General features: G+C 64.6%; 32 protein-coding genes and 1 pseudogene. 16 read left to right on the forward strand and 17 right to left on the reverse strand.

Annotated features, from left to right (window positions below; all coding sequences use genetic code 11):
* Window positions 1-136: 136 nt before the first annotated feature.
* Window positions 137-799, reverse strand: a complete 663-nt coding sequence (locus HWY30_RS22955) for a DUF1345 domain-containing protein (protein ID WP_090808342.1) — start codon at window positions 797-799, stop codon at window positions 137-139.
* Window positions 800-1,135: 336 nt separating this feature from the next.
* Between HWY30_RS22955 and HWY30_RS22960 the strand changes: the two genes are divergently transcribed.
* The 4 genes from HWY30_RS22960 to HWY30_RS22975 all read left to right on the forward strand — a co-directional run bounded on the left by HWY30_RS22960 (window position 1,136) and on the right by HWY30_RS22975 (window position 5,859).
* Window positions 1,136-1,762, forward strand: a complete 627-nt coding sequence (locus HWY30_RS22960) for a sugar dehydrogenase complex small subunit (protein WP_090808344.1) — start codon at window positions 1,136-1,138, stop codon at window positions 1,760-1,762.
* 118 nt (window positions 1,763-1,880) lie between these two features.
* Window positions 1,881-3,482, forward strand: a complete 1,602-nt coding sequence (locus tag HWY30_RS22965) for a GMC family oxidoreductase (RefSeq protein ID WP_090808346.1) — start codon at window positions 1,881-1,883, stop codon at window positions 3,480-3,482.
* A gap of 20 nt (window positions 3,483-3,502) precedes the next feature.
* Entirely contained in the window at window positions 3,503-4,933 is a 1,431-nt protein-coding gene (locus HWY30_RS22970; protein ID WP_090808349.1) for a cytochrome c, read from the forward strand.
* A 188-nt stretch (window positions 4,934-5,121) separates the two neighbouring features.
* Window positions 5,122-5,859, forward strand: coding sequence for a metallophosphoesterase (locus HWY30_RS22975; protein ID WP_341809939.1), 738 nt, complete (start codon window positions 5,122-5,124; stop codon window positions 5,857-5,859).
* A 37-nt stretch (window positions 5,860-5,896) separates the two neighbouring features.
* On the opposite strand, the gene HWY30_RS22980 is transcribed toward HWY30_RS22975, so the two are convergent.
* Both HWY30_RS22980 and HWY30_RS22985 read right to left on the reverse strand, forming a co-directional pair.
* Window positions 5,897-6,598, reverse strand: coding sequence for an RES family NAD+ phosphorylase (locus HWY30_RS22980; protein WP_090808353.1), 702 nt, complete (start codon window positions 6,596-6,598; stop codon window positions 5,897-5,899).
* Complete coding sequence (locus HWY30_RS22985; protein ID WP_018424156.1) at window positions 6,595-6,957, reverse strand: MbcA/ParS/Xre antitoxin family protein; 363 nt, start codon at window positions 6,955-6,957, stop codon at window positions 6,595-6,597. The genes HWY30_RS22980 and HWY30_RS22985 overlap by 4 nt, the downstream gene beginning before the upstream one ends.
* A gap of 187 nt (window positions 6,958-7,144) precedes the next feature.
* On the opposite strand from HWY30_RS22985, the gene HWY30_RS22990 reads away from it, so the two are divergent.
* A complete protein-coding gene (locus HWY30_RS22990) occupies window positions 7,145-7,819 on the forward strand; it encodes a hypothetical protein (RefSeq protein WP_090810354.1) in 675 nt (224 codons plus the stop codon).
* A 44-nt stretch (window positions 7,820-7,863) separates the two neighbouring features.
* On the opposite strand, the gene HWY30_RS22995 is transcribed toward HWY30_RS22990, so the two are convergent.
* Complete coding sequence (locus HWY30_RS22995; RefSeq protein ID WP_090808355.1) at window positions 7,864-8,715, reverse strand: LysR family transcriptional regulator; 852 nt, start codon at window positions 8,713-8,715, stop codon at window positions 7,864-7,866.
* A 100-nt stretch (window positions 8,716-8,815) separates the two neighbouring features.
* Here HWY30_RS22995 and HWY30_RS23000 point away from each other — a divergent pair, with 100 nt between their 5' ends.
* From HWY30_RS23000 to HWY30_RS23035, 8 genes and pseudogenes are all read left to right on the forward strand, one after another.
* Complete coding sequence (locus HWY30_RS23000; RefSeq protein ID WP_090808357.1) at window positions 8,816-9,208, forward strand: tautomerase family protein; 393 nt, start codon at window positions 8,816-8,818, stop codon at window positions 9,206-9,208.
* Between the two features lie 91 nt (window positions 9,209-9,299).
* Complete coding sequence (locus HWY30_RS23005; protein WP_018424160.1) at window positions 9,300-9,632, forward strand: ArsR/SmtB family transcription factor; 333 nt, start codon at window positions 9,300-9,302, stop codon at window positions 9,630-9,632.
* Complete coding sequence (locus tag HWY30_RS23010; RefSeq protein ID WP_090808359.1) at window positions 9,629-10,096, forward strand: ArsI/CadI family heavy metal resistance metalloenzyme; 468 nt, start codon at window positions 9,629-9,631, stop codon at window positions 10,094-10,096. Before HWY30_RS23005 ends, HWY30_RS23010 begins: the two co-directional genes overlap by 4 nt.
* The gene (locus HWY30_RS23015; protein WP_090808361.1) at window positions 10,093-10,614 is read left to right on the forward strand and encodes an arsenate reductase ArsC; all 522 of its coding nucleotides are present in this window, start codon (window positions 10,093-10,095) and stop codon (window positions 10,612-10,614) included. The genes HWY30_RS23010 and HWY30_RS23015 overlap by 4 nt, the downstream gene beginning before the upstream one ends.
* Window positions 10,601-11,698, forward strand: coding sequence for an ACR3 family arsenite efflux transporter (gene arsB / locus HWY30_RS23020; protein ID WP_090808363.1), 1,098 nt, complete (start codon window positions 10,601-10,603; stop codon window positions 11,696-11,698). Before HWY30_RS23015 ends, arsB begins: the two co-directional genes overlap by 14 nt.
* Window positions 11,695-12,117: pseudogene (locus tag HWY30_RS23025) on the forward strand (NAD(P)H-dependent oxidoreductase); the annotation flags it as partial. The gene arsB and the pseudogene HWY30_RS23025, both read left to right, overlap by 4 nt.
* Before the next feature lie 345 nt (window positions 12,118-12,462).
* Complete coding sequence (locus HWY30_RS23030) at window positions 12,463-13,167, forward strand: SDR family NAD(P)-dependent oxidoreductase (RefSeq protein ID WP_090808365.1); 705 nt, start codon at window positions 12,463-12,465, stop codon at window positions 13,165-13,167.
* An 84-nt stretch (window positions 13,168-13,251) separates the two neighbouring features.
* Window positions 13,252-14,097, forward strand: a complete 846-nt coding sequence (locus HWY30_RS23035) for a TOBE domain-containing protein (protein WP_090808368.1) — start codon at window positions 13,252-13,254, stop codon at window positions 14,095-14,097.
* 37 nt (window positions 14,098-14,134) lie between these two features.
* Here HWY30_RS23035 and HWY30_RS23040 read toward each other — a convergent pair whose 3' ends face one another.
* The 4 genes from HWY30_RS23040 to HWY30_RS23055 form a co-directional block, all read right to left on the reverse strand.
* Complete coding sequence (locus HWY30_RS23040; protein ID WP_090808370.1) at window positions 14,135-14,845, reverse strand: sulfate/molybdate ABC transporter ATP-binding protein; 711 nt, start codon at window positions 14,843-14,845, stop codon at window positions 14,135-14,137.
* A gap of 1 nt (window position 14,846) precedes the next feature.
* A complete protein-coding gene (modB, locus tag HWY30_RS23045) occupies window positions 14,847-15,521 on the reverse strand; it encodes a molybdate ABC transporter permease subunit (RefSeq protein WP_090808372.1) in 675 nt (224 codons plus the stop codon).
* A gap of 22 nt (window positions 15,522-15,543) precedes the next feature.
* On the reverse strand, window positions 15,544-16,314 hold the full coding sequence (gene modA / locus HWY30_RS23050; RefSeq protein WP_090808374.1) for a molybdate ABC transporter substrate-binding protein: 771 nt from the start codon (window positions 16,312-16,314) through the stop codon (window positions 15,544-15,546).
* Window positions 16,315-16,504: 190 nt separating this feature from the next.
* Window positions 16,505-17,206, reverse strand: coding sequence for a phosphatase PAP2 family protein (locus tag HWY30_RS23055; protein ID WP_090808376.1), 702 nt, complete (start codon window positions 17,204-17,206; stop codon window positions 16,505-16,507).
* A gap of 358 nt (window positions 17,207-17,564) precedes the next feature.
* Here HWY30_RS23055 and HWY30_RS23060 point away from each other — a divergent pair, with 358 nt between their 5' ends.
* Both HWY30_RS23060 and HWY30_RS23065 read left to right on the forward strand, forming a co-directional pair.
* Window positions 17,565-18,743 (forward strand): extracellular catalytic domain type 1 short-chain-length polyhydroxyalkanoate depolymerase, encoded by a 1,179-nt coding sequence (locus tag HWY30_RS23060; RefSeq protein WP_090808379.1) that lies wholly within the window; start codon window positions 17,565-17,567, stop codon window positions 18,741-18,743.
* 109 nt (window positions 18,744-18,852) lie between these two features.
* Entirely contained in the window at window positions 18,853-19,032 is a 180-nt protein-coding gene (locus HWY30_RS23065) for a DUF3563 family protein (RefSeq protein WP_090808381.1), read from the forward strand.
* A 155-nt stretch (window positions 19,033-19,187) separates the two neighbouring features.
* Here the strand turns inward: HWY30_RS23065 and HWY30_RS23070 are convergent, their stop codons facing one another.
* The 8 genes from HWY30_RS23070 to HWY30_RS23100 all read right to left on the reverse strand — a co-directional run bounded on the left by HWY30_RS23070 (window position 19,188) and on the right by HWY30_RS23100 (window position 24,565).
* Complete coding sequence (locus tag HWY30_RS23070; protein ID WP_090808383.1) at window positions 19,188-19,646, reverse strand: TspO/MBR family protein; 459 nt, start codon at window positions 19,644-19,646, stop codon at window positions 19,188-19,190.
* Between the two features lie 57 nt (window positions 19,647-19,703).
* Window positions 19,704-20,222: an FAD-binding domain-containing protein gene (locus HWY30_RS41770; RefSeq protein ID WP_244144966.1), complete on the reverse strand. Its 519-nt coding sequence runs from the start codon at window positions 20,220-20,222 to the stop codon at window positions 19,704-19,706.
* Window positions 20,111-20,776: a cryptochrome/DNA photolyase family protein gene (locus HWY30_RS41775; RefSeq protein WP_244144967.1), complete on the reverse strand. Its 666-nt coding sequence runs from the start codon at window positions 20,774-20,776 to the stop codon at window positions 20,111-20,113. Before HWY30_RS41775 ends, HWY30_RS41770 begins: the two co-directional genes overlap by 112 nt.
* A gap of 186 nt (window positions 20,777-20,962) precedes the next feature.
* Window positions 20,963-21,382: an organic hydroperoxide resistance protein gene (locus HWY30_RS23080; protein ID WP_090808386.1), complete on the reverse strand. Its 420-nt coding sequence runs from the start codon at window positions 21,380-21,382 to the stop codon at window positions 20,963-20,965.
* Between the two features lie 171 nt (window positions 21,383-21,553).
* Window positions 21,554-22,006 carry a MarR family winged helix-turn-helix transcriptional regulator gene (locus tag HWY30_RS23085; RefSeq protein WP_090808388.1) on the reverse strand — a complete coding sequence of 151 codons (453 nt, stop codon included), beginning with the start codon at window positions 22,004-22,006 and terminating at the stop codon, window positions 21,554-21,556.
* Between the two features lie 156 nt (window positions 22,007-22,162).
* Window positions 22,163-22,969 carry a BPSS1780 family membrane protein gene (locus tag HWY30_RS23090; RefSeq protein WP_090808390.1) on the reverse strand — a complete coding sequence of 269 codons (807 nt, stop codon included), beginning with the start codon at window positions 22,967-22,969 and terminating at the stop codon, window positions 22,163-22,165.
* Window positions 22,960-23,955, reverse strand: a complete 996-nt coding sequence (locus HWY30_RS23095) for a homoserine kinase (RefSeq protein ID WP_090808392.1) — start codon at window positions 23,953-23,955, stop codon at window positions 22,960-22,962. Before HWY30_RS23095 ends, HWY30_RS23090 begins: the two co-directional genes overlap by 10 nt.
* Window positions 23,956-24,169: 214 nt before the next feature.
* Entirely contained in the window at window positions 24,170-24,565 is a 396-nt protein-coding gene (locus tag HWY30_RS23100; protein ID WP_090808396.1) for a hypothetical protein, read from the reverse strand.
* A 190-nt stretch (window positions 24,566-24,755) separates the two neighbouring features.
* Here HWY30_RS23100 and HWY30_RS23105 point away from each other — a divergent pair, with 190 nt between their 5' ends.
* A complete protein-coding gene (locus tag HWY30_RS23105) occupies window positions 24,756-26,282 on the forward strand; it encodes an AMP nucleosidase (protein ID WP_409259241.1) in 1,527 nt (508 codons plus the stop codon).
* A gap of 1 nt (window position 26,283) precedes the next feature.
* On the opposite strand, the gene HWY30_RS43010 is transcribed toward HWY30_RS23105, so the two are convergent.
* Entirely contained in the window at window positions 26,284-26,481 is a 198-nt protein-coding gene (locus tag HWY30_RS43010; protein ID WP_090808397.1) for a hypothetical protein, read from the reverse strand.
* Window positions 26,482-26,533 lie beyond the last annotated feature (52 nt).

The following is a 26,533-nucleotide window of genomic DNA, read 5'->3' on the forward strand; positions in this document are numbered from 1 at the left end:
TTACACGGGCGGCCCCGCGTTGCCCGGAATGCGGTTCAAGCGGACGCGTGAAGCCTGGGTGCCGCTCGCGTGGCAGCCATGTGGCACGCGCGTGGCATTCGCATGAAATTCATCCGAACGCCGCGCAGCGGCCGTGTCACGAACCCAGCAGTCCCGCCGCGATGTTCACGCACAGGCCGAGCACCGCGACGTTGAAGTAGAACGACAGGACCGATTGGGCGAGCGTCGCGCGGCGAATTTCGCGTGAGCGCAACACGACATCGGAAGTCTGCGACGCGACCGCGATCGTGAACGAGTAGTACAGGAAGTCCCAGTAGTTCGGCAGCAAATGGTGATCGGGAAACTTCAACGCGGTCTCTTGCGCGTCCGTGTCGAAGTAGAGGCGCGCGTAGTGCAGCGTGAAGATCGTCGGAATCAGAAACCATGCGCCGATCAGCGTCAGACCGGTCAGCAGGTAGTGCCAGACGGTCGTTGCGCCGCCCGCGCCCTTGGCCGACGCGAGTTCGAGCACGATCGCGGCGACGCTCGCGATCGTCGCGACGCAGATGACGACCAGCACGACGCCCGCGTTTTCGTCGTCGCGCATCGCGTATTCGCGCACGCGGTGCTCGTCGGCAAGAGCCATATGCACCCAGATCATCAGCAGGTAGCTCCAGATGGCCGCGTCCCAGCCGATCAGTGTGCGGGCGATCGGACTCGTATGACCGGGCACGAGGAACGCGACGACGATCCCGATCACGAGGCCGATCACCGTGCGGGGCCGATTGCGAAGAAGCTGCGGATAGTAGTTGATGGACATGGACTCGATGAACGACGAAGTGTAGGGCAGTCGGTGTCGCGGATTCTACGCGTGCAACGCGGACCGATTGTCGAATGGTGGGTCACAGGCTATAGTCTTTCGCGGCGGCCTTGCGCGCCGCTTTCAGTTGAAAGGCGATTGGTAGATGACGGCAGCAATCGTTGCGGTCATGCATGCAACACCGCACATGCGGCGCGCGTGAATTACGCGCACGGATACGAGACCGCTGAAGCGGCGTAAGACCAGGTTTGGGGAGGAGCAAACGAAGCGGCAGGCGAACGGCATCATGCCCTCGCCGCGCTGCTCGTCGAGAACGACTCATCATCTGGAGCCCCCATGACAGATGTTCCTGAGGATAACGATGCGCATCCCCACGTGACGCATCGGCAAGGAGCGAAGTCTTATCGCAATGCCACACGTTTCACCGGCTTGCCGCCGTCGTTTTCCGCTTCGCGCAGGGCCTGGGTGCTCGGCTCGTGCGCGACGGCCGCGGCGCTCGCGTTCGCCGGCGCGAGCCGTTCGCTGTCGTGGATCGCGCCCGCCTTCGCCGATACGCGGCCAGCCGGGGGCGGACTCGATGCCTTCCTCGCGGTTTCGCAACACCTCACCGGTCGTAGCAGTTTCGATACCGTGCTTGGCCAACGTGTCTACGATGCGCTGGCGCGTGCCGATAACCAGTTCGCGCAGAACGTCGCGGCGCTGAACACATGGCTGCAAGGCCACGGCGGCGTGCCGTCCGATACGGTCACACAGGCGCTGCAGACCGACCAGCCCGCGCTCGCGAAAACGGTCGGCGCGATCATGCGCGCGTGGTATCTGGGCCTCGTCGGCGACATGCCGCACGTCCAGGTGATCGCGTATGAAAAGGCGCTGATGTTCGAGCCCGTGCAAGACGTGCTCACGATTCCCTCCTATTGCCGCGACGTGCCGTTCTACTGGACGCAGAAGCCGACGCCCGCGTGAGCCGCGCGAGCCGCGCGAGCCCGCGAGCGGGCCACGCCAGCAGCGCAACCAGCACGCCGGACCCGCAAGCGTCGCACGAACAAAGCCCGCAACAGGCAGGGCATCGAAGAGAGAAACGATGGCAAACACACAATCCGCCGATATCGTCGTGGTCGGCTCCGGCGTCGCCGGCAGTCTGGTTGCGCATCAGCTGGCGCTGGCGGGCGCGTCGGTGATCCTGCTCGAAGCGGGGCCGCGCATTCCGCGCTGGCAGATCGTCGAGAACTTCCGCAACTCGCCGGCCAAGTCCGACTTCGCGACGCCGTATCCGTCGACGCCTTACGCGCCGCATCCCGAGTACGCGCCCGCGAACAACTACCTGATCCAGAAGGGCGATTATCCGTACAACTCACAATACGTGCGGCTGGTTGGCGGCACGACCTGGCACTGGGCGGCCGCCGCGTGGCGGCTGCTGCCGTCGGACTTCCAGTTGCGCAAGCTGTATGGCGTCGGGCGCGACTGGCCGTATCCGTACGAAACGCTCGAGCCGTGGTACGTGGCCGCCGAAGTGCAGCTCGGCGTGTCCGGTCCCGATAGTTCGATCGATCTCGGTTCGCCGCGCTCGAAGCCCTATCCGATGCAGCAGCTGCCACTGTCGTACATGGATCAGCGGTTCAGCGACGTGCTCAACGCGCAGGGCTTCAAGGTCGTGCCCGAACCGGTCGCGCGCAACAGCCGTCCGTACGATGCGCGGCCCACCTGCTGCGGCAACAACAACTGCATGCCGATCTGCCCGATCGCGGCGATGTACAACGGCGTGATTCACGCGGAGAAGGCCGAGCAGGCCGGCGCGAAACTGATTCCCGAAGCGGTCGTGCATCGCATCGAAGCGGACGACAAAGGGCTCATCACCGCGGTCCACTACAAGGACCCGAACGGCAATAGCACACGCGTCACGGGCAAGCTGTTCGTGCTCGCGGCGAACGGCATCGAAACGCCGAAGCTGATGTTGATGTCGACCTCCGACAAATTCCCGCGCGGCGTCGGCAACAGCTCCGATCAGGTGGGCCGCAACCTGATGGACCATCCCGGCACCGGCGTCACGTTTCTCGCCAACGAACCGCTGTGGCCCGGCCGTGGCCCGATGGAGATGACCTCGATCGTCAACTTCCGCGACGGCGCGTTCCGCTCCGATCACGCGGCGAAGAAGCTGCATTTGTCGAACGGCGTGCCGACGATGGGGGTCACCGCCGACCTGCTGAAAAAAGGCCTGACCGGCGCCGAACTCGACCGGCAGATTCGCGACCGCGCGGCGCGCACGCTGAACATCAACAGCTTTCACGAACATCTGCCGGAGCCGCAGAACCGCATCGTGCCGTCGGCAGATCACAAGGACGCGCTCGGGATTCCTCAGCCCGAGATCTACTACTCGATCAACGAGTACGTGAAGAAGAGCGCCGCCAATACGCACGAACTGTATGCGCAGATCGCGACGCTATTCGGCGGCACCGAGGTCTCGTTCGACGACAGCTTCGCGCCCAACAATCACATCATGGGCACGACGATCATGGGCAGCGATGCGGCGAGTTCGGTTGTCGACGCGGACTGCCGCACGCACGATCATTCGAACCTGTTCATCGCCAGTAGCGGCGTGATGCCCACCGCCGCGTCGGTGAACTGCACGCTGACGATCGCTGCACTGTCGCTGAAACTGGGCGACAAGCTGAAGCGCGAAATCTGAGCGCCGACCGGAGAGCCACAATGACGAAGAAGACCTGTCGCGCGCAGCCGGACCCTGTGCTGATGCACGTCAACCAGCGCCGCCGCTTCGGCGGCGCGGCGCTCGCGGCCGCGTTTTCGCTGCTTGCGCTGTCGATAGCGTGGCACGAGTCGCACGGCCCGGACGCAGACTCGACCGACGAAATGCCGATCACCCAGGCGCGCGCCGACGACGCGGCGCAGGCTTCGGTCGGCGGCCCGGCCATGCTCGCCGGCAAGGCCGCGAATGGCGAACTCGTGAAGCGCGGCCAATACCTGACCCGTGCTGCCGATTGCGCGGCCTGCCATACGGCGGACAAGTCGCGCCCATTCGCGGGCGGCCTGCCGATCAGCACACCGTTCGGCACGATCGTGACGCCGAACATCACGCCCGATCCCGACACCGGCATCGGCCAATGGAGCGACGCCGATTTCATGCGCGCGATGCACGAAGGCATCGGCAAAGGCGGCGAGCGGCTCTATCCGGCGTTCCCATACACCGCCTACACACGCGTGACCGAACAGGACGTGCTCGCGATTCGCGCGTATCTGAACACGCTCGCGCCGATTCACTACACGCCGCCCTCGAACAGCCTCAAGTTCCCGTTCAATCAGCGCTGGCTAATGGTGTTCTGGAACCTGTTCAACTTCACCGAGGGGCGCTTCGTGCCGGACCCGAAACAGAGCCCCGAATGGAACCGAGGCGCGTATCTGGTCGAAGGGCTCGCGCATTGCGAGGAATGCCATACACCGCGCAATTTCATGCAGGGGCTGAAGTCGAGCGCGCGTTTCTCCGGTGCGGTGCAGGCCGGCTGGCATGCGTTCAATATCACGCCGGACAAGCTGAGCGGCGTCGGCGACTGGCGCGACGACGAACTCACGTCGTATCTGTCGACCGGCGCGGCGCCGAGCCGCGCAAACGCGGCCGGCCCGATGGGCGAAGTGGTCGCGAACAGCACGCAGTATCTGACGCCGGTGGATCTGCGCTCGATCGTCGTGTTCTTGCGCTCGGTGCCGGCCGTGAGCGGCGGCGACGCGCGTCCCCGTCATCAATGGGGCAAGCCGGCCAGCGACGTCACCGCCATGCGCGGCACCGCGATCACCGGCGTGAACGGCGCGCAGCTGTTCGTCGCCAATTGCGCGACCTGTCATGGCTGGACTGGGCAGGGCGTGGGCGCGAGCGCGCCGGGCGCGTATCCGTCGCTGATCCACAACTCGACGGTCGGCGCGAACGACGCGAACAATCTCGCGTTGGTCATTCTGCACGGCGTAAATCGCACGACCGCGCACGCGGACGTGCTGATGCCCGGGTTCGGCGGCCATCTCGACGACGAGCAGATCGCGGCGATCACCAACTACGTGACGAAACAGTTCGGCAATCCGCAGGCGACGATCGCGGCCGACCAGGTGGCGAAGCTGCGCACGCTGCAATAACGCGCGGGACGACTCGGGCGCGCGCCAGGAGTGACTCGCGCAAACGTGCATTTCCGGTAACGCATACCGCAAATGTGGCGTTTCAGCGTCATTTTTGCGTCGTTCGATGTCTTTCTTGCTCGATGAAGCGTCCGGATACGATAGGCACCCCGCATACGCGTGCGCGTCGGCCGCATTATCATGGTGGAATGAATTCCACCCCCGCCAACTTCGTTCAGCATCACGACGCCAACGAGGCCGGCCGCGATTTCGTGGTCGGCGATCTGCACGGCTGCGTCGACGCTTTGCGCTACCTGCTGCGTCAGATCGCGTTCGATCCGACGTGCGACCGGCTGTTTTCGGTCGGCGATCTGGTCGATCGGGGCGAGCACTCGGAGCAGGCGCTCGCGCTGCTCGAGAAGCCGTGGTTCCATGCGGTGCTCGGCAATCACGAGGACGCGCTGTGCGCGGTCGCCGACGGCCGCTTGCGGCGGCAGTGGTGGTACGGCATCGGCGGCGCGTGGGCGGCCGAGGTGCCCGACGAGCGTCTGCGCTATTACGCCGAGCATCTGCGCACGCTGCCGCTCGTGCGCGTGATCGGCAGCGGCAAGGCGCGCTTCAACGTTCTGCACGCCGAATTTTTCGGCTCCGACGCCGAGCTCGACGCGGGCAATTATTCGGCCGAAACGCGCCAGCAATTGCTGTGGGGTCGCGAGCTCGCGCTGGGCAACGGCGATCCGCTGCGGCAGCGCGGGCTGTCGCTGACCTATTGCGGCCATACGCCGGTGCGCGACATCACGCAGATCGGCTCGCAAGTGTTCATCGATACGGGCGCGTTCGGGCCGGACGGCACGTTGACGATCGTGCAGCCGCAGGCGTTGCGTCGTTGGTCGATCTCGGTCGAGGCCGCGCGCGCGGAAGGGGCGGCGGAATTGGCCTTGCCTTGAACGGCTGAAGTCCCCGCGCTGCTTCGCCGCTCTTCTGTCACCCGACCTGATTCAACTCGAACACCATATCGACGCTCCTGCCGTTCCAGTTGTATTCGAGGTATGCCGCGTGATGGCAGTCGCGCAGCAGCATCGTGCGGAATGCCGCGAGGCATTCGCCAGCGCTGTCGCGCACCGACGGATACACGATGCCCGGCGCGCCCGCCGCGCGTACCGCGCGCCCGAGCGCCTGTCCGGGAAGGTAGTCGTCGGGCGACAGCACGGCGGGATCGAACTCGGGGTCGCGACGCAAGTCGACCACGCTGCCTTGTGCGACTACCGTGTAGAGACGCATCTGTTGACGCATCGGCGGCTCGGCGGTCGCCTGGAGAAACTGACCCGTGTGATAGCGTGTTTCCGCGATCGCAGTCGCGCGTGAACGCGCGCAATAGAACACGCCGTAGGTGCCGTCGGAAAAGCGGCTGCCGAGCGGATTCAGATGCGTGAGCGCGGCCATGATCGGCCCGTAGCCGGGCCCGAAACGGCGCTCCTCGCGCGGCACCAGATCGAGTTCGCCGATTTCGGTGCGCAGACGGTCGTTGGTCATCGCTTCGAGCGCGTACAGCGCGTCGAAATCCTCCGGCGATGCGACCCGATCGAACAGGTTGATGGCCGGAAAGCGCGTCGGAATCACGCGATACGCGGGCGACCAATCGAGCGCTGCGCTGGTCCAGCGGTCCTGCCATTGCGGTTGCGTCACGCCCAGCCGCCTCGCATTGCGTCGAGATACTGGCGCACGGCCACGAGATCGCTGATGTTGCCCGCCAGCATGCGGTCCAGCGCGCGTTTGCCGCCGAACGGCGGCGCGCTGTTGGGACGTTTGACCCAGGTGTCGGCGGCGCTCGGCTGCGGCAGCAGAATCTGCAGCGCCTTGTAGATGCCGAGCAGCAGCGACAATCGCTCCAGCGTGTCGTGGCTGAGGCGCGCGGTCTCGGGCGTCGCCCTCCACTTGAAGAACGTCGAGCGGCCCGGCTTGCCGAGCAGCACGATCTGCTCGTCGGCGCTCAGGTCCCAGTCGCGCGCGATGTTGAAGAACGCACGCAGACCGGCCGCGGACATCTGCGTCAGCGTGGGTTCCGAAAGCGATTGTCGCGGCGATGCCTCGGGCGAGGAAATTCGGGCAGCGTGAGTCATTGCGGGTAGGTCCCTATGTGTACTTTTTAATGATATTAGTCCAAAAGTGGATTTTAGCAAGAGAATATAATCCCGGCTCGTTTTGGCAGCCGTCGATCAGGAGAAGCAGCAGATGCGGGTTCGAGCAGTAGCAGCGGCGCTGGCCGTGTGGTGTGTGTCGGAGGTGGCGTTGGCTGCCGGTTATGCTGAAGTGTGGAATCCGCCGGAGGCGAGCGGGCATATCGCGAGCGGACACGTTACCCGGCAGGCGCATGCGCGGAAAAAACCCGAGGCGGTGAAAGTGAAGGCGGGCGCCAAGGGCGGAATCAAGACCAAAGTTGGTGCGCATGCGCGGCAGACGGCGAGCGCCCGGCACGCGGCAACCCATGTCGCGTCGGCCGGCGCGGCCCACGGCGGCAAACTCGCGGCGCATGGGAACGGCGTCAAACGTCCCGTGGCGGACGGGAACGTGAAAGGCGGTACGAAAGTCGCGGCGTCGGGCCCGAACCGGTCGCACGCCACCGTGACCGCGCAGACCGCGAAGCACGCGCAGCCACATGTGCAACTGGCGCACGCGAGGCCGGCTCAGGGCAAGGTCGTGCACGCCGATTTCGCGGCGGCTCACACCGCGCGTCCGCATGTGGACAAGGTCGCGGCGAAGCCCGCGATTTCACGTGCGAATCTGATCAAACCGCCCGTGCGGACTTCGTCGGACGCGTCCGCAAACGTTAGCGATATCGCGCCGATGGGCTCCGTGCCCAATCCGGCGACCGCCAGCAGCGGTTCGCTGCCGCCGATCATCCACTAAGGCTGCTTCGAGCGGCGCGGCGCGGTGTGGCATCGGTCGTGGCGTCACGCCGTGGCGAGGCCGTTTGCAAGCAGCCGCAGCGTTTCCGCCGAGCGGGCCTCGCGCACGCGCGAATGCAGCGTCACACGCGATTCCGGCAGCGCCGGCAGGCTGAGCCGCGCGCCGACGTCGATCAGACCGCGCGGCGCAACCCGACGCGCGAGCGGCGACACGGCGAGCCCAGCAGCCACAGCCGCGCCCACTGCCGCGACGCCACCACCCACAAACACCTCCTGCCAGGCGATCCCCGCCGCCGTCAGCGTGTGCAACGCGACCTCACGCACGTTGCACGGCGGGCTCAATAGCGCGAGCGCTAGCGGCTCACCGACTCGCGGCAGCCATGTCGGCGTCGCGAGCCAACCGAGCGGTTCGCTGAACAGCGTCTGCGCGTCATCGCGCGGCGGTTCGTCGGCGCCGTAGCGGACGATCGCCGCATCGAGCCGGCGTTCGTCGAACTGCGCGAGCAACGCCGCCGATGTGCCCATATGCAACTCGACCACGAGGCCCGGATCGTGTGCGTTGAGCCGGCCGAGCAGGTGCGGCAGATCGGAGCCCGCAACGTGCTCGCTGAGCCCGAGCACGAGCCGTCGCCGCTCCACCGATAGCGCGCCGAGCGCGCGCTCGTGCGCGTTCAGCAACTCGCGCGCGGCGCCGAGAAACGCGTGGCCGTCGGGGGACAGACGCACGATGCGCGGCGTGCGCTCCAGCAACTGCTTGCCCAGGTGCGCCTCCAGTCGCTTCAGCTTCAGGCTGACGGCCGATTGCGTGGTGTCGAGCGCGTCCGCGGCGCGCGTGAAGCTGCGCAGATCGGCGACCAGCACGAAGGCGCGCACCGCATCGAGATCGAGGACTTTCATTTCGGATAGAAATAGATGAAATAGACAGAGATATCTGTTTATTATGACGGAGCGCGCCTAAGCTGTGTTCAAGCCAACACCGCAAACAAGGAGCCCCATCATGCCGCTCACCCGGATCTCACTGCGCGCCGGCAAGCCGGCCGATTACCGCCAGGCGCTGAGCGCCGGCATCCAGCGCTCGCTGGTGGACACGTTCAACGTGCCGAAGGACGACATGTTCATGCTGATCACCCAGCACACGCCCGACAACATGATCTATGACCGGCAGTACCAGAATATCGAGCGCGGCGACGATCTCGTCGTGATCCAGCTGACCGTTAGCAACACGCGCTCGGTCGAGCAGAAGAAGGCGCTCTACCGGCGCATCGTCGATGAACTCGGGAAGTCGCCGGGCGTGCGGCCCGAGGATGTGTTCATCAATCTCGTCGAGGTCGAGAAGGAGAACTGGTCGTTTGGGAATGGGATTGCGCAGTACGCAAGCCGTCCCGACTAGCGAAATGCGTCATCAAAGAGCGAACCACTGACCAAATTGCGACATTTCAACAAATATTGAAATATAACGGTGAAGTGGATATAGTGTCTTTATGGACACGATCAATGCCGTACGCGCGCTCGGCGCGCTCGCTCACGAATCCCGTCTCGCGATCTTTCGCCAGCTCGTCGTTGCCGGCCCCGAAGGCATGGCGGCTGGCGAAATAGCGCAGCAGTTAGGCATTTCGCCTTCCGGCCTTTCATTCCACCTGAAAGACCTGACACACGCCGGACTGGTGAGTCCGCGACAGGAAGGGCGCTTCGTCATCTACACCGCAAACTTCGACGCGATGACGTCGCTGATCGGCTTCCTCACAGAGAACTGCTGCTCCGGTGCATCGTGCGCCGCGAGCGACCTTTCCAACTGTTGCCGAGACGAAACATGAAACGCATGCACATTCACGTGGCTGTGGACAATCTTGCCGACAGCATCCGCTTCTACAGCGCGATGTTTGGCAACGTCGAGCCGACGGTCATCAAGAGCGATTACTGCAAGTGGGAGTTGAGCGACCCCGTCGTGAACTTCGCGATCTCGCAACGCGGGGCGAAACCTGGCGTCGATCACATTGGCATCCAGGTCGAAACCGATGAAGAACTGGCAGAGATGAACGCGCGCTTCGCCGCCGCTGAAGTTCCCGTGCAGCACCAGAGCGGCACGACATGCTGTTACGCGAAGTCGGACAAGGCGTGGACCGTCGATCCGCAAGGCGTGGCCTGGGAAACCTTCCTGACCCTCGAATCGGCTCCCATCTATGGGCAATCTCATACCCAGGCATTGGCAGCAAACGAATCCGCGGCAGCCTGCTGCGCTCCGTCCCAGACAAGCATTTCATTTCGGAGCCGCACGTGAGCGGCAAACCGTATTCCGTACTGATTCTCTGCACCGGCAACAGCGCACGCAGCATCATGGCCGAGGCGCTGTTCAACGTGCTCGGCAAAGCACAGTTTCGCGCGTACAGCGCGGGCAGCCATCCATCCGGCGCAGTCAATCCGTTCGCGATCGAGAAATGCGCGGCACTGGGCTACGACACCGCCAGGATGCGCAGTAAGAGCTGGGACGAGTTCGCAACGCCCGACGCGCCGCAGATGGACTTCGTCATTACCGTATGCGATCAGGCCGCGGGCGAGGTCTGCCCGATCTGGCCCGGCAAGCCGATCAGCGCACACTGGGGCTTTGAAGATCCCGCAGCCTGGCAGGGAACCGACGACGAGAAGCGCGAAGTTTTCGACAAGATCTATCGACAGATCATGAATCGCGTGAGCCAGTTCGTGAACCTGCCGCTGCACGCGCTCAACCACGACGCAATCCGGCGCGAAATGCGTGCCATTGGCGAGCGTCCGGCAGAGGAAACCAATGAGTCGCGCTGAGGCTCGTGCAGTAGCGCGCCCGGCTATCGGCTTCTTCGAGCGCTATCTGACGGTGTGGGTCGCGCTGTGCATCGTGGCAGGCGTGATACTCGGCCAGTTGTTGCCGGGCGCATTTCAGGCGCTCGGGCGCATGGAAGTCGCGCACGTCAACCTGCCCGTCGGCGTGCTGATCTGGGTGATGATCATCCCGATGCTCATCAAGATCGACTTCTCGGCGATGAAGCAGGTCGGCAGCCAATGGCGCGGCATCGGCGTGACGCTCGCGGTCAACTGGCTCGTCAAACCGTTCTCGATGGCCGTGTTGGGCTGGGTGTTCATTCGTCACGTGTTCAGGCCGTGGCTGCCCGTCGAGCAACTCGACAGCTACCTCGCAGGTCTCATCCTGCTCGCCGCCGCGCCGTGCACGGCAATGGTCTTCGTGTGGTCGCAGCTGTGCAAGGGCGACCCGTATTTCACTCTGTCGCAGGTCGCGCTGAACGACTCGATCATGGTCGTGGCGTTCGCGCCACTCGTCGCGTTGCTGCTCGGGCTGTCCGCGATTACAGTGCCTTGGGACACACTGATCGCTTCGGTTGGCCTTTACATAGTGATCCCGGTCATCCTCGCGCAACTGCTGCGCCAACGCTTTCTTCGAAAGGGCGAAGAGCATTTCCGTAGCGTCGTTGCCCGTCTCGGTCCCTGGTCCATCTGCGCCTTGCTCGTGACGCTGGTCCTGCTGTTTGCGTTTCAGGGTCAGCAGATCGTTGAGCAGCCGCTGGTGATCGCGATGCTCGCCGTGCCAATCCTCATTCAGGTGTTTCTGAACTCGGGACTGGCCTACCTGCTCAACCGCCAGTTGGGCGTCGCACATTGCGTCGCTGGCCCGTCGAGTCTGATTGGCGCGAGCAACTTCTTCGAACTCGCCGTGGCCACCGCAATCAGCCTGTTCGGCTTTCATTCGGGTGCCGCACTGGCGACGGTGGTTGGGGTTCTGATCGAGGTCCCCGTGATGCTGCTCGTCGTGGGGGTCGTGAACCGTTCGCAAGCATGGTACGAATCAGGGCAGCGGAACGCCGCGCCCAACTTGGGGAGAAACGGATCGTGACGAGTGATCTGCCGAACGTCAGCCCTATTCACCTCGATATACCGGACGTGGACAAGCTGGCACCCGTGACCACTTCAACGCATCCGCCACGCATCCTGCTGCTTTATGGGTCGCTGCGAGCAACGTCTTATAGCCGGCTGCTGACGCTCGAAGCCGAGCGCATCCTCCGTCATTTCGGAGCGCAAACGCGGGTATTCGACCCGCACGGCCTGCCGCTCGCCGATAGCGTCCCGGCAGATCATCCGAAGGTCGTCGAACTGCGCAAGCTGTCCGAGTGGTCGGAGGGGCAGGTTTGGTGCAGCCCGGAACGCCACGGCAATCTCACGGCCGTATTCAAGAATCAGATCGACCGGCTGCCGCTCGAAAGCGCGGGAATACGGCCGACCCAAGGGCGCACGCTGGCTGTGATGCAGGTGTGCGCCCGGCCTTGACCGATGGACACCTCCTGTTCCAAAGGATAGGTGTCCACGAAAGCGGGTCAACTCCAGAAACCGGAAAACGACCACCCCGAGCAACACGAAATACGCGAGCAGCGTCAGCCATCCTTGCCAGCGCAGGGGAAGGCCCCAACCCCAGCCATAGCGTTTGGCTGGGAACCAGTATTCACGAGAGGGTGACATCGCGCGGTCTCCTGGTTCGGGCGCTTGCTCATTGTCGACGATTCACGGTCGGTAAGTGCAAGCATTGCATCTTCCGCGCTGTATCACGCGGGACTATATTTCCTGGACCGGCTTTAACCCGAGTCCATCGACAGGAAACGTTCCATGCAACCCGCAAACCAGCAAAAAACCGTGCTTCTGATCGGCGCCTCGCGCGGCCTCGGCTTCGCGATGGTCGAGGAGTATCTGAAGCGCGGCTGGCGAGTCATCGCGACCGGCAGGCAAAATTCCACGACCAGGCTCCTTCAGCTTGCGACGGCGTCACATGACGCACTCGAAGTCGAAACGGTCGACATCACGATGCCCGAACAGGTCGCCGCGTTGCGGGGCCGCCTCGAAGGACGTCCGGTCGACCTGCTGTTCGTCAACGCCGGCGTCAAGAACGACGATAGTGAAACGATCGCGGATGTATCGACCGACGAATTCGTGCGGGTGATGGTGACGAACGCGTTGAGTCCGATGCGGGTCGTCGAGGCGCTGCAGGATCTCGTTCGGCCGACTGGCACGATCGGCGTGATGTCGTCGGGGCAGGGCAGCGTCGCCAACAACGAGAATGGCAACTACGAGGTCTATCGCGGCAGCAAGGCCGCGCTCAACATGTTCATGCGCAGCTTTGCCGCACGTCACCGAAGCGATACCAGAACCCTGCTGCTGATGGCGCCCGGCTGGGTGCGAACCGATATGGGCGGGCCGGACGCGCGTCTGAGCATCGACGAAAGCATCCCGAACCTGGTCAGCACGATCGACGCTTACGAGGGCCGTGCCGGTTTGCATTATCTCGATTACCTCGGCAGAGTCGTGCCGTGGTGAACGGCAAGCGTAGGGGCCAGCGGTAGAAGGGCGCGTCGCTATAATGATTCGCCGCCCTACACGTACCCTCAACCACTCTCTGCCATGACCATCGAGCGCCCCGATCCTCCCCGCGATGCCCTCGAACTCGGCGGCTCCGTCTGGTTTCAGGCGGGCACGCAGACGCTCGGCGGCGCGGCCCGCATCGCGCTGCTTGCGGCGATTGGCGAGACCGGCTCGATCACGAGCGCGGCGAAGGCGGTCGGCATCAGCTACAAAGGCGCGTGGGATGCCATCGACACGATGAACAACCTCGCCGGCGAGCCGCTCGTGGTGCGTCTGACCGGCGGCAAGGGCGGCGGCGGCACGACGCTGACGCCGCGCGCGGTGAAGCTGATCGAGACGTTTCGCGCGGTCGAGCGCGAGCATCGGCGCTTTCTCGAACGCGCGGGCGCGGCGATTGGCGAGGGCTTCGCGACGGACTGGGACCTGATCGGCCGCATCGGCGTGAAGACGAGCGCGCGCAATCAGTTCTACGGCACGGTGTCGGCGATCGAGCGCGGCACCGTCAACGACGAAGTGTCGCTCGCGCTGCCCGGCGGCCACACGATCGTCGCCGTGCTCACGCACGAGAGCACCGAAGCCCTCGGGCTCGCGGTCGGCGTGGCGGCGTTTGCGCTGATCAAGGCGTCGTGGGTCGTTTTGCTCGTACCGGGTGATGGCGATCGCGATGCGCCGTTGAACCTGTCGGCGCGCAATCAGTTGTCTGGCACCGTGCACAGCGTGAAGCGCGGCGCGGTGAACGCGGAAGTGTCGCTGGGGCTCGAAGGCGGCGCGGTGGTCACGGCGGTCGTCACCAATGGCAGCGTCGACGTGCTCGGTTTGCAGGAAGGCGCGAGCGCGGTCGCGGTGTTCAAGGCGTCGAGCGTGATACTTGGCGTGAAGGATTGAGGTTGCCGGGGCGTAACGGAAGCGCAATGCCACCCGCTCAACGAGGCGACGCCTCGCTGCGCGCATATCCTGCGAACGGATGATCCTCGCGCACGTGGCCGTCGCTGACCTGCACGACCTGATCGCCGAATGCGGCGACGTCGTCCGGATCGTGCGTGATCAGCACCATCGGAATATCGAGCCGCGTTTGCAGGTCCGATAGCTCGCGCCGCATGCGCTGGCGCAACTCACTATCCAGTGCGGAAAACGGCTCGTCGAGCAGCAGCAGGCGCGGCTGCGAAACCAGCGCGCGCGCGAGCGCCACACGCTGCTTCTGCCCGCCCGACAGCTGCGCCGGGTGATTGCCCGCCAAGCCCCTCAATTCGAGCGCATCGAGCCAGTAATCGACCTGCGTATGCGCGCCGCGCGCACGCGGATTGAGCCAGCCCCGGTGCAGCCCGAAGCCGATGTTCTGCCGCACGTTCAGATGCGGAAACAGCGCGTAGTCCTGAAACAGATACGCGATCTTGCGCGCCTGCGGCATCTGATCGATGCCGACCGCGCTATCGAACAAGGTGGTGCCGTGCAGCGTGATGGTCCCTTCATCGGGACGCAGCAAGCCGGCGATCGCCTGCAAGGTCAGGCTCTTGCCCGCGCCCGACGGCCCGAACAGCACGAGCCGCTGCGTGCTCGCGCTGAACGCGACGTCGAGCGTGAAGCGCCGCCCGGCGGTCTCGAAGGTCTTGCGGATGGCGACGTTGAGCGGCATGTCAGCGGGCTCTCAGAAGCGTGTGCTGCGGCACGAGACGCCCCGCGAGCAGCAGGATCGTCACGCACGCGACCGATGTCACGAGCACGAGGAAGTTGGCGGTGCTGTCGTCGCCGGCCTGCACCGCCGAATAGACCGCGACCGACAGTGTCTGCGTGCGGCCTGGCAGATTGCCCGCGATCATCAGCGTCGCGCCGAATTCGCCGAGCGCGCGCGCGAACGCGAGCAGGCCGCCCGCGAGGATGCCGCGCGCGGCGAGCGGCAGCGTCACGCGGAAAAACACCGCGGCTTCGCTGACGCCGAGCGTGCGCGCCGCGCGCTCCAACTGCGGATCGACGCCTTCAAAGGCGGCGCGCGCGGACTTCAGCACGAGCGGAAACGCGACCACCGTCGACGCGATCACCGCGCCCTGCCACGTGAAGACGAGCTGGATGTCGAAGCGGTCGAGCCACGCGCCGATCACGCCGCGTCGGCCGAGCAGCACGAGCAGGTAATAGCCGAGCACGGTGGGCGGCAGCACGAGCGGCAGCATCAGCAGCGAATCGATCACGTCGCGCGCGCCGGAGCGCCAGCGCGACAGGCCGAGCGCGGCCGCGACGCCGAGCACGAGAGTGAGCGCGGTGGCCCAGCCTGCGACCTTCAGCGATAGCAGCAGCGGAACCCAGGCCTGTTGCATGAGCGTGTGCTCTCCCCGTGAATCAATGCGCCGGCTTGAAGCCGTACTTCGCGAGCACCGCCTCGCCGGCCGGCGACAGCACGAAGTCGATGAAGGCTTGCGCGTCGGCCGCGTGATGGCTGCCTTCGACCTGCGCGATCGGATAGCTGATCGGCGTTTGCGTCGGCAGGTTCAGCGCGATCTTGACCTTGTCGGGCATGATCGCGGCATCGGTGCCGAACACGAAGCCGGCGTCGACTTCGCCGCGCGCGACGTAATCAAGGCTCTGACGCACGTTCGACGCGAGCACCGCCTTCGCGCTGACCGCGTCCCACACGCCGGCGGCCTGAAGCGCGCCCTGCGTGTAGCGGCCAACCGGCACCGAGGCCGGATCGCCGAACGCGACGCGCTTGACGTGCGCGGTCGTCAGCGCGTTGAGGTTGGCGGGCGCGAAATGACTGTCGGCTGGCACGATCAGCACCAGCGAGTTGGCGGCGAAGTCGCGCCGCGTCGACGGCACGATCACCTTTTCGGCGGCGGCCTTGTCCATTGCCTTCTGATCCGCGGACGCGAATACGTCGGCGGGCGCGCCTTTGACGATCTGTTGCATCAGCACGTCGGACGCGCCGAAGTTCAACAGAACCTTGGTGCCCGGATGCTGTTGCTCGAACGCGTCGCCGACCGCCTTGAACGCATTGGTCAGGCTGGCGGCGGCCGAGACCACCAGTTCATCGGCGTGGGCATTCACGCTGACCACGAGGGCGGCGGCTGCGACGCACAGCGCGTACTGCTTCAGATGGCAAGAGCGTGTCATGAAGGACCTGGAGTCTGACGTGAACGGGAAGCAGTGGCTTAAAAACGCTATCGTAATATATGCGCGGTTATAGCGGTGGGCGAAACGGTCGATTCGGCGCAGCGCTTCACGTATGGCGTGAAGCGAGGGAAGTGCTACGAAACTGTAAAAGGAAGCTTGAAAACGCGGCGGAAGGGCCGGCGCAGCGTGCTCAGATGTCCGAGGCGCGCATCGGCTCAAGCGTATTGCGCGTTTGCGACAGCGGCGCGGCCGACGGTCGAATGTAGCGTGGGGCCCGCCATGTCGCGCGAATGAACGGCCGGTCGTGGCCGGACACCTTCAATGCGATATGCGTGACCCAGCGCTGCGTGGGCACGTGCACGCCGTGCATCAGGATTGCCAGCACCATCAGGCTGACGGTGACCGGGAGCGCCGACAGCCGGCCCGGCTCCGCATTCCACGCGATGCGCACGAACACGAGCGCGGTGAGCGCGCCGACGAGGCAGCCAGTCACGGCTTCGGACGGCGAATGCGCGCTCAGCACGACGCGCGACAAGCCCACCGCCAGGCCGGCGGCAAGCCCCCCGAGCACGCCCAGCAGCCGGACGGCGCGGCGCGCGGGCAATAGCATCAAAAACAGCGCGACCGGATAGACGGCCGTGGACAGCATGGAGTGACCGCTGACGCCGGTGAAATCGAGCTCGCGCACGCCGACGCCCCAGCCGAGGAAGGCGAGCTTGGTCACGGTCACGACGCCGATCGCGGTACCGAGCAGCGCGAGCCAGCAGGCCGCGAGCCGCCACGAGTAGCCGACCGCCAACCACAGCGCGATGGCGAGCGCGAGCGGCAGCGTCAAGCCGGCGCCGCCGAGGCTGGTGATCGAATACCACAGGTGGATCGGTAAATCGGGCATGGCGGGAGCGCGACGCGGGTCGCGTGAAATCGGGTTGGTGGAAATCGGCGCGCGGCCGGCACGAAACGCCGATGCGGCCCGGATCGACAGGTCGGGAGATCAACCGCCAGTATAGTCGGGTGTCGCGCGACGGTCTTGCGGCGCACAGCGCTTTTGCACGCCGAATGTGGGCTGCCGAACGGCTATCGAGGTGGTTTGACGACAGGGCCCCGGCAAGGTTCGCGACGATCGAAATGGGGCATGAAGAGCGGCGCTGTGTTCAGCACCGCAGGAAAAATGATGTTATTGTGCATTGCACAACTTCATCTGATCCGCAGTTTTGGGGTCCGCATTTGTCTCTTTTGCGAGGTTATCGCCGATGGCAAAAAGCCTGTCGAAAATCTGGCTGCGTGGTTTCAAGCGCCTGCTCGCGATCCAAACCGAACACGCGCAAAAAACCGCCAAGCGAGCGCAGGCGCGACCGGTTCGCGCCGCCACCACGAAACCGTCGAGCAAGGCTCATCCACTGAAGCCGGCTGCCGCGCTACGCACGCCGATGAAACGCGAAGCGCCGCGCGAGTCGCGCGTGCGTCCACGCGCGGCAGCGTGGGCGAGCGGCGCGTGGACGCGCTCGTTCCATTCCGCGCCGGCCGCGCCGGGCCGGCTGGTCAATCACCTGCAGTACGGGCTCTATATCCCGTCCGGGCACGCGCATGAGGCGATGCCGCTGGTCGTGATGCTGCATGGCTGCACGCAGTCGATCGACGAATTCGCCGAGGGTACGCGCATGAACCTGCTCGCCGACCGCCACGGCTTCGCGGTCGTGTATCCGGAGCAATCGAAGCACGCGCACTCGCACCGCTGCTGGCATTGGTACGATGCCGGCGATAACGCGGGCGGCGCGGAAGCGCGCGCGGTCGTGTCGCTGGTGGATTCGCTGGTCGAGCAGCACGGCTTTGACCGCGCGCGTGTCTACGTGGCGGGGATTTCGGCGGGCGCGGGGCTGACCGCGCTATTGGCCGTCAAGTACCCCGGGCATTTCGCCGCGGTCGCGCTGCATTCCGGCCCCGCTTTCGGCGAGGCGCGCTCCGGCATTACCGCGATGGACGTGATGCGGCGCGGCGCGCGTCGCGAGCCGGCGGAACTCGTCGACGAAACCACGAACGTCGCGCAATACCCGGGCATGCCGGCATTGATCGTCCACGGCGATGCCGACCATGTGGTGGCGCCGGTCAACGCGGACCAGTTGGCGACACAGTTTCTGCGTCTGAACCGCCTCATTGACGCAAACGGCGCGCGCAAAGCCGGCGAGACGCGCGAGGACCGCAAAAATGGCGTCGTGATGCGCGATTATCTGCGCGGCGGGCGGCGCGTGGTACGGGTTTGTCGTGTGCAGGGGCTGGGTCACGCATGGGCCGGCGGGGACGATGCGCTGCCCTTCCATTCGTCCAAGGGCCCGGACGCGAGCGCCATGCTGTGGGAGTTTTTCCGGCATCAGCGTCGTGCGGACGCGGGCCGCATCGCGGAAGGATTGGCGGCATCGTCGATCGGGCGGTGACGTCCGAGCAACACCTCGAAAATGAGCAGTGGCATGAAATCAGGGTTTTCCCTATAATACGGGTTATCCCTTAGGCGTAACCGCCTAGCTATCATTGCCGAGGTGAACCATGTATCTGATCAGCCGCCTGTTCCTGTTTCTGACCAAGTCGCCGGACCAGCTCGCGAAGGAGCGCGCTGATGCCTATCTCGCTGAAGCGACCGATCTCTACGATCTCGAATTCCGCATGCGCAAGCTCGATCAAGAGACGAACGCGCGTCCGTCGTGGATGAGCCAGCACTACGGCTAAGCCGACTGCCTGTAATCGGCATCAGGCCGTCAGCAATCGGAACATCGGCGCGTGGTGAGGCGCTGGTGTTTGGGGTTGGCGATCAGGCTAGTGCCCGTGTCGCGCACTCCCCTTTTCTCATCGCGCGGCCTTCGCGACCGCTCGGCAGACTCCACTCAAGCAGCCGGATTCAGCTGCCACAACGCGTAGTTCAAAAGCGCGGCGTACGCGACCCACACGACATACGGCACGAGCAGAATGCCCGCGAGGCGATCGCGCCGCCAGAACACATACGTCAGCATCACGATCAGTAGCAGCAGAATCAGGATGTCGATCAGCGCCGTCTCCGGCCGATGCAGGCCGAAAAACAGCCACATCCACGCGGCGTTGAACACCAGCTGCACGACCCACAGTACGATCGCCGCGGTCAGGCCGTCGCGCTTCCACACGCGCCACGCGGAAAACGCCATCAGCACGTAAAGTACGGTCCAGACCGGAGGGAAAACCCAGTTCGGCGGATTGAACACAGGCTTTTGCAGGCCCGTGTACCACGCGTCCGGCAGAGACAGACTCGCGGCCCAGCCGGCCGCCAGCGTCAGGATCAAAAACACGAGCAGCGACGGCAGACGGCGCATCTTCGCCCCCTTCAGACTTTCTTATTCAATAATGTGAGCAGGCACTCACTTTCCGTATCAGGCCAGTGTGCGCTCGCGGGCCTGTGCCTGGTCGACGATCCGTTCGGGAAATTCCCGCCCAGTACCATGCACCGAATTCCGCGAGCCGCTCCGCGCCGGCCAGCCACCGCGCGCGAATCCATTTTGCCGGCAAGTTCGCGAGCTGCGGTAGATATCGTTTGATAAAGCGCCGTCGGGGTCGAATTTTTCGGATCGCGTGACCGGATTGAAAATACGGGAGTAAGGTTGCGCGCCGTAGCCGGTCGAGGCGGCCCGCTGCCAGCCGTCGTTGTTCGCCGGGAAATCGAAGTCGTTCAGCAAATCGGCGAAGTATCGCTCGCCGAGCCGCCAGTCGATGCCGAGATCCTTCGCGAGGAAGCTTGCCGTGACCATCCGCAGACGGTTGTGCATATAGCCGGTCTGGTTCAACTGCAGCATCGCGGCATCGACGAGCGGATAGCCGGTGCGGCCGTCGCACCAGGCGGCGAACGCTGCGTCGGCCGAGCGGCCTTTTTCCCAGTGTGCAACTGCTCGTATTCCGGCTTGAACGGCGCGCCTTTCGCGAGGCGCGGGTGGTGCGCGAGGACCATGAAGTAAAAATCCCACCAGATCGGTCCCGACAGCCACGTCGCGGCGCCTTTGCCGTCGGGTTGCAGCGACATCTCGTACGCGAGCCGCGCCAATGTGCGGATCGACACCGTGCCGAAGCGCAGATGCACCGACAGATAGCTCGGCTTTTCGCAGCGGGGAAATCGCGCCGTTCCGCGTAGCTGTCGATGCGCGTGAGGAAATCGTCGAGCAGCTATTGGGCGCCGCTCATGCCGGCGGGCAGTTGAAAGTCCGTCAGGTTGCCAGGCGCGAAGCCGAACTGGTCGAGTGTGGCGATCCTGCACCGGCTCGCCTGGATGGCGCGTCTGCCGGGCATCGACAATCGGCTGCAGGATCGTCGTGTCGAACACGAACACGCACCAGATACGCTCGCAATGCTTGGGCGCGTAGTACAGCGCGGCATGATCGGTGCTGCGCAGATCGCGGCGGAACCGGACGAGGCCGGAGTCGAAGCTGTCGTGCAGGCGGCGGGCGCGTGTCATCGGGACAGGCAGTCGGGCTGAAGGTGGTCGAGGACCGGCTACGCAGGATGCGTGCCGTGCGCGCGAAAACAATCAGCGCCCGGCCCTATTGTGCAGGGTGCGGGCGCTGCTCGCGACGGCGCAGGGTAATGCGCCGCGAGCGGTTCTTCTTGAGCATTGCTGATCGGCGCAACGGCCGGCCTGACCTCAAGCGACGTGCAGACGAACCGCGACGTTGTTACGCGTAGCGTTCGAGTACGGGCAGACCTGGTGCGCTGCATCCACCAGTTCCCTGGCAGCGTCCGCAGCCAGACCCGGCAGAGTGATACGCAGGTCGATGTCGAGCGCGAAGCCGCCCTTGTCGTTCGGACCGATGCCGACGTCGGCGGAAACCTGCGTGTCGGCCGGCAGGGCCTGTTTGCGCTGGCCGGCGACAAACTTCATGGCGCTCAGGAAACAGGCCGAGTAGCCGGCTGCAAACAGCTGCTCGGGATTCGTGCCTGCTGCGCCATTTCCGCCGAGTTCACGCGGTGCCGCCAGCTTCACGTCCAATGCATCGTCCGACGATACGGCGCGGCCGTCGCGGCCGCCGGTGCTCCTTGCGCTTGCTTTGTAGAGGATGTTCATGGTGCGGTTCCTAGTCTGGGGTGTCAGGGTTGGCTTGTTTGCCGCTGGCTGCCGGTTCGCCGGTCTGGCGAAGCGCTAGCGAAGCGACAGATGACCAAGATAGTACACAAATCATTTGTGTACAAATTAATTTTTCGATGGAACCGGAACTAGTCCTTTTCAACTATCGCGCTACTGGTCCATAAAGTCGTTGAGCGTCGTGCGCAGGCGTGTGAGGTCGTCGCGCAGACGCAGCAGGAAGTCCGCCGTCTGCTGCGTCGCGCAGAAGATCTCGCCGGGCACGTCGCGCGCCTGACGCTTGAGCGCCTTGCCCGCGCCCGTCAGGCGAATGTAGACGAGGCGCTCATCGTCGGTGCCGCGCGCGCGCTCGACGAGTCCCTGCGCTTCGAGGCGCTTGAGCAGCGGCGTGACCGTCGCCGGATCGAGATTCAGGCGCGCGGCCATGTCCTTGACGGTGACGTCGTCGGTTTCCCACAGCACGAGCATCGCCAGATACTGTGGATACGTGAGTCCGAGCTTTTCGAGCAGCGGCTTGTACGCTTTCGTCATCGCGAGCGAGGTCGAGTAGAGCGCGAAGCACAGTTGCTCGTCGAGCGTGAAGGGGAGAGCGGGGCGCTGGGTCATGATTCATCTCGGCAAAAGAGCGTGCAAATGGATTGCACGCAAACCATTGTGCCGCAAGTCGATTCAGGATGCCGAGCGTCGGGAACAGGTGTGTCGACAGAGACGTCGGGAAGGTGCGCGCGGGCGCCAGAACGGCTCCCGCGCGGGAACGACGGATCAGGCCGCCGGCGTGGTCGGCAGATCCGGCGTTTGCGGCGTCTGCACGCCGAAGCAGCCGCGATAGGTCGCGTAGAACGAGCAGTACAGCATGGTCGTGACGATCATCGTCGCGGGCATCAGGATCGCGAACGCGAAGTCGGCCGCGCCGAGCGCCTGCATCAGCACGGACAGCCCGATCGACACGACCGTTGCGACTGCAAACCACAGCGCCGCGAATACGACGAAAGCGCCGCGATTGCGCCAGCAACTGACGACGCTGAAGAACATGGCCTTGACGGGCGGCACGTCGTGCCAGGCGGCGAGGATGGGCGAGAACCAGAACAGCATCGCGACCGGTATGTAGAACGCGAGCGCGGTGATCACCGCGAGCGGGATATTGCTGTTGGCGATCGTGTTCTCGTCCATCGACGCGTTGCCGAGCATCACCTTCAGCAGCATGCCGCCGTCGGCGAGCGCCGAGCCGGCCAGCACGAGCGCCATGGCGATGACATACAGCACGCCGAGCACGAGCAGCCGCCGCGCGACCACCGGGCCGTACGAATGAAAGCCGTCGACAAGGATGGTCGGAAACACCGGTTTGCCCGCGATCGTGTTGCGGCATGCGGCCATGAAGCCGACCGCGACACCGGGAATGAACAATAGCGGCAACACGCCGCCGACCACCGGAATCTGCGACACGAGCGTCATCACCAGCAAATAGGTGAAGAACAGCGTCAGAAAGGCGAGCGGATTCTTGCGGAACAGCCAGATACCCTGGCGGAACCACACATAGCCGGTTTTCGCGGGGACTTCGATCAGTTGCATGAGGTATGGATGCCTGGATTCGCGACGCCGTGCAGGCGCTCGCGCAGAATGCGTTCGAAATGACCGGGGTCGTGCGGCTTCAGCAGTTCGGCCGCGCGCGGCAAATGAAAATCATACAGGCGCGAGACCCAGAAACGGTATGCGCCCGCACGCAGCATGTCGCCCCAGTGATGGTTTTCCTCGACGGTGAACGGCCGCACCGTCTGATACGCGCGCAACAGCGCCTCGGTGCGCTCGGCGTCGAGCTTGCCGGTCGCGAGGTCGACGCACCAGTCGTTGACCGTCACCGCGACGTCGAACAGCCACTTGTCGCAGCCGGCGAAATAGAAATCGAAGAAACCACCGAGCCGCACTTCGTGGCCGGTGTCGGGCGCCGCGTGAGCGAACATCGCGTTGTCGCGGAACAGGTCGGCGTGGCACGGGCCCGCGGGCATTGCCGCGTAATCGGCGGAGGCGAAGAACGCTTCCTGATGCGCAAGCTCGGACGCCAGCAGATCGCGCTGCTCGCCTTCCAGATACGGCAGGATCGTCGGCACGGTTTCGCGCCACCACGGCAGGCTGCGCAGGTTCGGCTGATAGCGCGGATAGTCGCGGCCCGCGAGGTGCAGGCGCGCGAGCATCTGGCCGACCTCGACGCAATGCTCGACGCCCGGCGAGAGTTCGGGTGCGCCTTCGAGCTTCGTCACGATGGTCGCGGGTTTGCCGAGCAGCATGCCGAACAGCGCGCCGTCGAGACGCGGCATCGGATCCGGTACCGGCACGCGATGCGCGGCAAGATGCCGCATCAGGTTCAGATAGAACGGCAGTTGTTCAGCTGTCAGCTTTTCGAAAATCGTCAGCACGTATTCGCCGCGCGTCGTCGTCAGAAAGAAGTTGCTGTTTTCAATGCCGGACGAAATGCCGCGAAACTCGACGACATCGCCGAGATCGTAGTGACTCATCCATTCTGCGAGTTGGGATTCGTTGACAGCGGTGAAGACGGCCATGCGGAAACGTCGGATCAGGTTGTTCGGGCTGGCGCGGTGCGGCCAGTGCGAGGTGAGACAAACGAATGAGGCGGAGCGGGCGACGAATGCGGAACGGCGAAGTGCAAGCGTCGCCGCATTCAGCGCGGGTTCATCGCGCAGCGGCCGCGATCGGGTTGAGCGGGGGCGCGGTCGCGCCGCGGCCGCCGTTGCCGGCGTGCCGCTTTCGTAACGATCAATAGTGGAGATTCACCGATGGCAAGCGCGTACTGGGCTTGCCGCTGTCGTGGACGGTGGGCGACGTGTCGGGCGACGCGCTCATCTGGTAGCGGGTGCCGAAATTCGAATGCACGTCGATTTCGACCGGCTTGCCCTTGTCGCGGAATTCGGTGATTTCGGTGCCGTTCGGGCTGACTTCGTGAAAGCTCGGCGTGCGCGGAACGTTGATGTCGACCTTCGAGCTGACCTCTGCGGCCGGACGATTGATCTTGTCCAGGTCCGGCAGACCGGCCCGTTCATTGCCGGACTGGGGCACGCCGGCGGCCGGCGGTTCGTCGACGGGCTGGGCAGCCATCGCGGCGTTGCCGAAGGCCAGAGCCAGCGCAACAGCGATGGGAAGGAGCAGCTTCATGGTGATTCTCCGATTGGGTGCCAGATTCTAGCAAATCCGGCCTGACGCACGGGCGCCAAGCCTTATTTTGCGCCGCTTTCGCGCAACCTGCGCGCGTTCTCGCGGGCGCTGTTGCAAGCGTCGCCGCCGACATTTGGCAACAGCGGGTTCCGTGGTAATGTCGTCTCATCAAAAAGGGTGAACGATGATGATCAACAACGATATCAATCAGCGCACGGTGCAGACTCCCGCCAACAGCTTCCCAACCGAAGGCTTCGACGACGCGGCCGAGGCCGTCACCCGCCTCGCCGCGATCTACGAGGCGAACACGTCGTTCCTGCGCGATGCGTTCGCGCGCTATCGCCGCAACGAGCAGTTCGACCATCGCGTGCGCGCCTGCTATCCGTTCGTGCGCGTGCGTACCGAGGTCAACACGCACGTCGATTCACGTCGCTCGTACGGTTTCGTCGCGGGGCCGGGCGTGTTCGAGACGACCGTCACGCGGCCAGACCTGTTCGGCAACTACTATCGCGAGCAACTGCGGCTGCTGGCGAAGAATCATCACGTGCAGATCGAGGTCGGTGTGTCGGACCAGCCGATTCCGATTCATTTCGCGTTCGCCGAGGGCATCCACCTCGAAGGCGATCTGGACCGCGAGCGCCTGTTCCTGATGCGCGACATCTTCGATATACCGGACCTCGCGCTGCTCGACGACCGCATCGTCAACGGCACGTACGAGCCGCTGCCGGGCGAGCCGCATCCGCTCGCGTTGTTCACGGCGGCGCGCGTCGATTTTTCACTGCATCGGCTGAAGCACTACACGGCGACCTCGCCGACGCATGTGCAGAACTACGTGCTGTACACCAACTACCAGTTCTATATCGACGAATTCGTCAAGCTCGGCCGGGGCATGATGGCCCGTACCGACGACGAGGAATTGCGCGCCTATCGCAGCGAATACACGTCGTTCGTCGAGCCCGGCGACGTCATTACCTACAACGAGAATCTCGGCGAGCAGGCGCAGGAGGGCACGCTGCCGCCACGTCTGCCGCAGATGCCGGCCTATCACCTGAAACGCGCGGACGGCAGCGGCATCACGATGATCAACATTGGGGTCGGGCCGTCGAATGCGAAGACCATCACCGATCACATCGCGGTGCTGCGTCCGCATGCGTGGATCATGCTCGGCCACTGCGCGGGACTGCGCAACACGCAGCGTCTCGGCGACTACGTGCTCGCGCACGGCTATGTGCGCGAAGATCATGTGCTCGATGCCGATCTGCCGCTGTGGGTGCCGATTCCGGCGCTCGCCGAAGTGCAGGTCGCGCTCGAGCGCGCGGTCGCGCAGGTCACGCAGCTCGACGGCGTCGAGCTGAAGCGCGTGATGCGCACGGGCACGGTGGCGAGCGTCGACAATCGCAACTGGGAGCTGCGCGATCATCGCGAGCCGGTGCAGCGGCTGTCGCAAAGCCGTGCAATCGCGCTCGATATGGAAAGCGCGACGATCGCCGCGAACGGCTTCCGCTTCCGCGTGCCTTACGGCACGTTGCTGTGCGTGTCGGACAAGCCGCTGCACGGCGAGCTGAAGCTGCCGGGCATGGCCGATCAGTTCTATCGCGCGCAGGTCGATCAGCATCTGCAGATCGGCGTGAAGGCGATGGAACTGCTGCGGATGAATGGGCTGCATCGATTGCATAGCCGCAAGCTGCGGAGTTTCGCGGAAGTCGCGTTTCAGTAACTCAGGCCGAGGCACTGATAAACAGCCCGCTTACGCTGGATGTGCCGCTTTGAAGATGGCTCGCGAGCGGCAACGCGCCGCCGAATGAAATGAGACCGAGGTCGAGAAAGCCGCTGAAGATCTCACGCAACGTCGGCATGGGCGCGAGCGCGGCTTCGGGTGAGGTGAGTTCGTTCAGATTGCGAGCTTCGAGTACCAACTGAGCACGTTAGCGCCGGACGGCAAGCGTGCAAACGATTTGTTCGCCAATC

The organism is Paraburkholderia tuberum STM678, from assembly GCF_902833905.1.
Taxonomy (GTDB): Bacteria; Pseudomonadota; Gammaproteobacteria; order Burkholderiales; family Burkholderiaceae; genus Paraburkholderia; species Paraburkholderia tuberum.